The 6,848-nt window shown below is 57.3% G+C and carries 5 protein-coding genes; all 5 read left to right on the plus strand.

Features of this window, described 5'->3' with window-relative positions; genetic code table 11:
• Positions 1–218 precede the first annotated feature (218 nt).
• The 5 genes from H6A34_RS13045 (at position 219) to H6A34_RS13065 (ending at position 6,658) form a co-directional block, all read left to right on the plus strand.
• The gene (locus tag H6A34_RS13045; RefSeq protein ID WP_205105869.1) at positions 219–1,160 is read left to right on the plus strand and encodes a metallophosphoesterase; all 942 of its coding nucleotides are present in this window, start codon (positions 219–221) and stop codon (positions 1,158–1,160) included.
• Positions 1,161–1,391: 231 nt separating this feature from the next.
• Positions 1,392–2,078, plus strand: coding sequence for a M15 family metallopeptidase (locus tag H6A34_RS13050; RefSeq protein ID WP_021948851.1), 687 nt, complete (start codon positions 1,392–1,394; stop codon positions 2,076–2,078).
• Between the two features lie 128 nt (positions 2,079–2,206).
• On the plus strand, positions 2,207–2,770 hold the full coding sequence (locus tag H6A34_RS13055) for a four helix bundle suffix domain-containing protein (protein WP_205105870.1): 564 nt from the start codon (positions 2,207–2,209) through the stop codon (positions 2,768–2,770).
• Positions 2,771–2,919: 149 nt separating this feature from the next.
• A complete protein-coding gene (locus tag H6A34_RS13060) occupies positions 2,920–4,161 on the plus strand; it encodes a THUMP-like domain-containing protein (RefSeq protein ID WP_205105871.1) in 1,242 nt (413 codons plus the stop codon).
• 148 nt (positions 4,162–4,309) lie between these two features.
• Positions 4,310–6,658 carry a glycoside hydrolase family 3 C-terminal domain-containing protein gene (locus H6A34_RS13065; protein WP_205105872.1) on the plus strand — a complete coding sequence of 783 codons (2,349 nt, stop codon included), beginning with the start codon at positions 4,310–4,312 and terminating at the stop codon, positions 6,656–6,658.
• Positions 6,659–6,848 lie beyond the last annotated feature (190 nt).

Here is a 6,848-nt window from a genome sequence, read left to right on the forward strand (position 1 = left end):
CAGGATTCAAGGTGAATTTCTAAAGTATTTTTCAAGGAGTTAAGGAGTTATGGAGTAAAGGAGTTAAGACAATACCCCTGCAGGCGGCACGCGCTTCCGGGCTTATCATACATGCCTTGCCAGCCAACCGCACAAGTGGAACAAGTCAACAAGGGTATTGTCTTAACTCCTTTACTCCATAACTCCTTAACTCCGAAATTAATAAAAACAACATCCCAATGAAAAGAATACAAACATTAATGTTACTCATGGCCATGGCCGTCATCACGGCTATGGGCCAGACGCCCGCCGAGTGGGCTAAACTCGAGAAGTCGGTCAACTTCTACGTGGCCAACGACCTGGGCCGCAACGGCTACTACGACCAGAAACCGATAGCCGAACTGATGGGCCGCATGGCCGAGACCGTCGGCATAGAGTGCGTTGCCGCGGCAGGCGACATACACCACTTCGAGGGCGTCGTGAGCACCGAAGACCCTCTCTGGATGACCAACTACGAACTCATCTACTCGCATCCCGAGCTGATGCTGGCCTGGTACCCCATCTGCGGCAACCACGAGTACCGCGGAAACACGCAGGCCGTGGTTGACTATGCCAAGGTGAGCCGCCGCTGGGAAATGCCCGCCAAGTATTACACGAAAGTGCTGGAAGACGACGGCGTGACCGTGCGCCTCGTCTTCGTCGACACCACCCCGATGATAGACAAGTACCGCAAGGACACCGGGAAATACCCCGACGCAGGCAAAGAGGATATCCAGAAGCAGCTGGCATGGCTCGACCAGACACTCGCCGACGCCAAGGAGGACTGGGTGATAGTGCTGGGCCACCACCCCATCTACGCCGACACCGACAAGAACGACACCGAGCGCACCGACATGCAGAACCGCCTGAACGCCGTACTGCTGAAGCACCCGAACGTGGCCATGTACATCTGCGGCCACATACACAACTTCCAGCACATACGCAAGCCGGGATGCAACATCGACTACGTGGTGAACACCAGCGGCTCGCTGAGCCGTCCGAACGTCAACAAGATTGACGGAACGCAGTTCTGTTCGGGCGTGAGCGGCTTCTCGCTGGTGAGCGCCGACAAGCAGACGCTCGACCTCTACCTCATCGACAAGGAGGGCAAGGTGGTGTACACCGTGGAGCACAAGAAGTAGAAGCACTCTAATCCCATAAAATCAGGAACAGCGGAATGCGGCCTTTTGCCTTTCAAAAGACCGCAAACCACATTGCGAAAGGCCGTTTTTTGCACTGCAAAAGATGGCCTTTCGCAATGCGTTGAACGCCAGATAGTTACGCAGACTCCCATAAAACGCAGAACAAACAAATTGCGGCGAAAATTTGTTTTATGACGGCAAAAGCCTTACTTTTGCGTTAAAAACACAGTCATGATAAAATTTCCCATCACCATGCTGGCGCTGATGGCCATGCTCGCCGCCCCGGCCAGCGCGCAAACAAAGGCCGCCAAGACGAAGACGGAGCTGTCGATGGAACGGCAGGGAATGGTCGACATCCACACCAAGGACAAGTCGATACAGGTCAGCCTGATGTATTCGAGGGCCGACAACTTCACCGGCACGGTGCTCTACACCGACCTAACGCGCGCCTACCTCCATCCCAAGGCCGCCGCCGCGCTGGCCAAGGCGCAGGCAAGACTGAAGCAGCTGCGCCCCGACCTAACGCTGAAAGTGTATGACGCGGCACGCCCCATGAGCATACAGCAGCGCATGTGGGACAAGGTGAAGAACACCAAAAAGTACTTCTACGTAAGCAATCCCGCCCGCGGCGGAGGCCTGCACAACTACGGCATGGCGGTGGACATAACACTGGCCACGCTCGACGGCGACACGCTCGACATGGGAACGAAAATCGACTACATGGGCAGCGCGGCGCACATCGACCGCGAGGCAGCCCTCGTAAGCAGCGGCCGCATCAGCTCGCAGGCGCGCAAGAACCGCCAGCTGCTGCGCGAAGTAATGCGCTACGCCGGCTTCCGCCCGCTAAGGACGGAGTGGTGGCACTTCAACCTCGTGTCAAGAGCCACCGCGAAGAAGTATTACAAAGTAATCAAATAAAAGAGAGAACTGAGAGAGCTGGGAGAGCCGGGAGGGCTGGGAAATATTAAAATCTCCAAAAACTTCCATTCCTCCCCGTCCTCCCAGCCCTCCCGGTTCTCCCACCTCACCAAATAAACAAGAAAGCCATGACAACCGTCAACAAAGACTTCATGCCGCCCCGGGGCGACTACCACAAGCTGATAGCCTACCGCAAGGCCGAATGCATCTACGACATAACCTACCACTTCGCCCACACTTACCTTGAACGCGGCGACCGCACCATAGACCAGATGGTGCAGGCGGCGCGCAGCGGCAAGCAGAACATTGCCGAGGGGAGCCAGGCGGCGACGGCATCGAAGGAGACGGAAATAAAGCTCTACAACGTGGCAAAGGCAAGCCTGCATGAGCTGTTAGCAGACTATGAGGACTTTCTCAGGGTGAGGGACATGGAGACTTGGCCGAAAGACTCACCCAAAGCCGTACAGACAAGAAGGGCATGCCGCGCCCACGCCGACTCGGCCTTCTACCGCGAGAGGATAAAAACGCGGTCGGCCGAAACCACGGCGAACATCGCCATAATACTAATCCACCAAACCGACGTCCTCATGGCAGGGCTGATAGAGTCAGCCAAGCGCCGCTTCCTCGAACAAGGCGGTATCAGGGAGGAAATGACAAGGGCACGGCTGAAATACAGAAACGGCAGGAAGTAGAAAAGGAAAAGACTGAGAGAACTGAGAGAGCTGGGAGAACTTGGAGGACCGGGAAATATTAAAATCTCCAAAAAACTCCCATTCCTCCCCGTCCTCCCAGCCCTCCCGGTTCTCCCATTCCTCCCGCCACACCCAATAAAAAAAGAGCCATGACCACCCAGGAATTCATCTCCCAAAACCTCGACGCCGACATCCGCGACCTCGCGCTGCGCCACGCCGGACGCACGGACATCGACCTGCCCTTCGCCCTCGACCAGATAGCCGGGCGGCAGAAGGCAAGGAAGAAACTGCCGACGTGGGCCGCCAACGACGCCATAATATTCCCGCCGGCACTCGCCATGGAGCAATGCTCCTCCGAACAGACCGCCGCCTACAAGGCCAGAGTGGCGCGCCGCCTCATCGCAGAACTCCCAGTTCTCCCGGCTCTTCCCAACAATCCCACAACCCTAATCGACCTTACGGGCGGCTTCGGAGTAGACTTCTCGTTCATGGCGCCGCTGTTCGGCCGGGCCGTCTACATTGAGCGGCAAGCCCGTTTACGTGACGTCTCACGGCACAACATGGCCGCGCTGGGCATTACCCAGGCCGAGACGCTTTGCGGCGACTCAGCGCAAATTATCGCGTCCGTAGGGCATTGCACGATGATATACGCCGACCCGGCACGCCGCGACGCGCAAGGCGGCCGCACCTTCGCCATAAGCGACTGCACCCCCGACATGGTAGCGATAAAGGAAACGCTGCTCGACAAGGCCGACTTCACCATGATAAAGCTCTCGCCAATGCTCGACTGGCGCAAGGCCGCGGCCGACATGGGGCCGCACGTGGGCGAGATACACATCATATCGGCAGGCAACGAGTGCAAGGAATTGCTGCTGGTCATGTCGCGTAAGTACGACGGTACGGAAAAGATATATTGCGTAAACGACAGCCAGACGTTCTCCTTCACGCCCTCACAGTTCTCCCTGCCACCCCAGCCTTCCCAGTCATCCCGGTTCTACCAGCCTTCCCGGTTATCCCCTCCGGCATATCTCTACGAGCCGAACGCCTCGCTGATGAAGGCCGGATGCTTCGGTCTCATAGCCCGCGAGTACGGCGTAAGCCAGATAAGTCACGACAGCCACCTGTTCACGTCGCCTGTAGAAGTGCCCGCCTTCCCCGGCCGAGGCTTCAGGATACGCGCCGTTACGACGATGAACAAGCGTGAACTGAAAACGGCACTTGCCGGCATCAGCCGCGCCAACGTAAGCGTAAGGAACTTCCCGATGGCGGCCGACGCCCTGCGCCGCAAGCTCAAACTGAAGGACGGCGGCGACGCCTACATCTTCGGAACGACGGACGGCGGCGGCCGACACGTGCTATACATCTGCGAAAAATGCAATAAGCAGGTTTGAAAAAGCTTACTTTCCGTATCACAACAATTTACGTAACGCATTGAAAACAAGTATTTTACGTTTTCAATGCGTTTACTTTTGCCCTTACTTGCCGCTACGCCCGGCAACTATACTTATTACCTTTGCGCCGGAAACAAAATTTTACCTTATGCTAAAGAAAACATTACTTTTATCCGCCATCGCGGCAACATGCTGCGTAAACGCGGGCGGACAAAACTATCCTAAACTGGGAACCGACCCCATAGATGAAGTAATCAACGCCATGACCCTTGACGAGAAGCTCGACATGGTGATAGGAGCGGCAGGCATTGACACTGACGAAAAGGCCACCATCGGCAACTCGTCAGAACTCGTGCCGGGCGCCGCCGGCCAGACGAACGCCATCCCGCGACTGGGCATACCGGCCATAATAATGGCTGACGGGCCGGCAGGCGTCAGGATAGACCCCACGCGCGAGGGTACCGACAAGACGTTCTACTGCACCCACTTCCCCGTAGCTACGGTGGTAAGCTCGACTTGGAACACCGAGCTTGCCGGCCAGATAGGCCAGGCCATGGGCGACGAGACCAGCCATTACGGCATAGACGTGCTGCTGGCGCCGGCAACCAACATCATGCGCAACCCGCTGAACGGGCGCAACTACGAGTATTACAGCGAGGACCCGCTGCTGGCCGGCAAGATAAGCGTGGCCGTGGTGAACGGCATACAGAGCAACGGCGTAGGCACGTCGCTAAAGCACTTCGCACTGAACAACCAGGAGACCAACCGCACGAGCAACAACGTGGTAGGCTCGCCGCGCACGTTCAGGGAGATATACCTCAAGCCTTTCGAAATCGTCGTGAAGGAAACGCAGCCCTGGACCGTCATGACATCGTACAACAGGATTAACGGAACGATGGCCAGCGAGCGTGCCGACCTCGTGACGGAGATACTCCGCCACGAGTGGGGCTTCAACGGAATGGTCGTGAGCGACTGGTTCGGAGGGCAGTACGCCACGGCCCAGATGGAGGCCGGCAACGACCTTATAATGCCCGGAAAGACGGCGCAGAGGGAAGAACTGAAGCGCTCCATCGTCAACGGGCACATATCCATGGAGATAATAGACCGCAACATACGCCACATTCTCGAGTTCATCATGCGCACGCCCACGTTCAAGGGGCACAAGGCCGACAACAATCCCGACCTGAAGGCGCACGCGCTCATAACGCGCAACGCCGCCACCGAGGGCATGGTGCTGCTCAAGAACGACGGCGGGGCGCTGCCGCTGGCTGGCGGGACAAGGAAGGTTGCCGTGTTCGGGCGCACCTCCTACGACTTCATAGCGGGAGGAACGGGCTCGGGTAACGTCAACCACGCCTACGTGGTAAGCCTCACCGAAGGACTCGGGAACGCCGGACTCAGGATTGACAGGAAAGTACAGAAGGCCTACCTCGACTACATTCCAAAGGCCAAGGCGGCGCTGGACAAAGGCAAGAAAGAAAGGGACCGCTTCCTGCCGGAGAAGCTCATCGACGAGATGGAGCTGCCGCAAGACATGCTCGACAAGGCCGCCAAGGGCAACGACATGGCCATAATAACCATCGGCAAGACCTCGGGCGAGTCAATGGAGAGGAACGTTTCCGACAACTTCAACCTCACGCCGGCTGAACTGAAGATGGTGGAAGGAGTGTGCGGGGCATTCCACAAGGCAGGCAAGAAGGTAGTAGTTATCCTCAACGTATGCGGACCGGTGGAGACCGAGACGTGGACTTCAATGCCCGACGCCATCCTTTGCGTATGGCTGCCCGGACAGGAAGGCGGCAACTCGGTGGCCGACGTGCTCACGGGCAAGGAGTGTCCGTCAGGCCGACTGCCGATGACATGGGTCAAGAGATACGCCGACGTATGCAACAAGGCCGACTTCCCCATGCCCGACGAAATCAGCGAAGACCTCATCAACAAAGCCCTGGCCGCCTTCAAGGACAAGCGCACGGAGGGCACGGTGCGCAACTTTGACTACACCGAGTACAACGAAGGCGTGTACGTAGGCTACCGCTACTACACGACGAAAGGCGTAAGCGTAGCATACCCCTTCGGCTACGGACTGAGCTACACCACCTTCGAGCAAGGCCGCCCCGAGGTGTCCGTCAACGCCGACGGCGACATAACCGTAAGGACAACCGTGAAGAACACCGGCGGCATGGCCGGAAAGGACGTGGTGCAAGTGTACGTGTCGGCACCCGGTAAGGACATGGACAAGCCGGCGCGCGAGCTGAAAGGCTTTGCCAAGACGCGCAAGCTCGCTCCCGGCGAGACACAGACCGTAGAGATAAAGATACCCTACGTAAGCCTGGCCTCGTTCAACGAGAAGGACAGCCAGTGGCAAGTAGAGAGCGGAGAGTACAAGGTAATGGTGGCAAGCGACGCAGCCGACATGGCCCCGATGACCGTCACCGTGAGCGAGAAGGGCCGTGTGACCGAACGCGTGCGCCCCTGCCTGCTGAAGGAGATGAAATAAAGACTGCTTATAAAAGACGGCCTTTCACGGGCTGAAAGACCGCCTTTTACCGCCTGAAAGGCCGCCTTTTGCAAGACGGAAGGCGGCCTTTCGCAAACACATGGACCAGCCCCTGTCTTTTCCTGAAATAGGTTGACAGTTTTTGTTTAAATAAACTACATTATTTTACACACTCTGGATAGAGGTACTG

Origin of the sequence: Marseilla massiliensis, from assembly GCF_016899855.1 — a bacterium.
GTDB lineage: Bacteria > Bacteroidota > Bacteroidia > Bacteroidales > Bacteroidaceae > Prevotella.

Coding starts and splice junctions, on each gene's coding strand:
- H6A34_RS13045 (WP_205105869.1), top strand. CDS start 219: ATGAAAAGAATACAAACATTAATGTTACTCATGGCCATGGCCGTCATC.
- H6A34_RS13055 (WP_205105870.1), top strand. CDS start 2,207: ATGACAACCGTCAACAAAGACTTCATGCCGCCCCGGGGCGACTACCAC.
- H6A34_RS13065 (WP_205105872.1), top strand. CDS start 4,310: ATGCTAAAGAAAACATTACTTTTATCCGCCATCGCGGCAACATGCTGC.
- H6A34_RS13050 (WP_021948851.1), top strand. CDS start 1,392: ATGATAAAATTTCCCATCACCATGCTGGCGCTGATGGCCATGCTCGCC.
- H6A34_RS13060 (WP_205105871.1), top strand. CDS start 2,920: ATGACCACCCAGGAATTCATCTCCCAAAACCTCGACGCCGACATCCGC.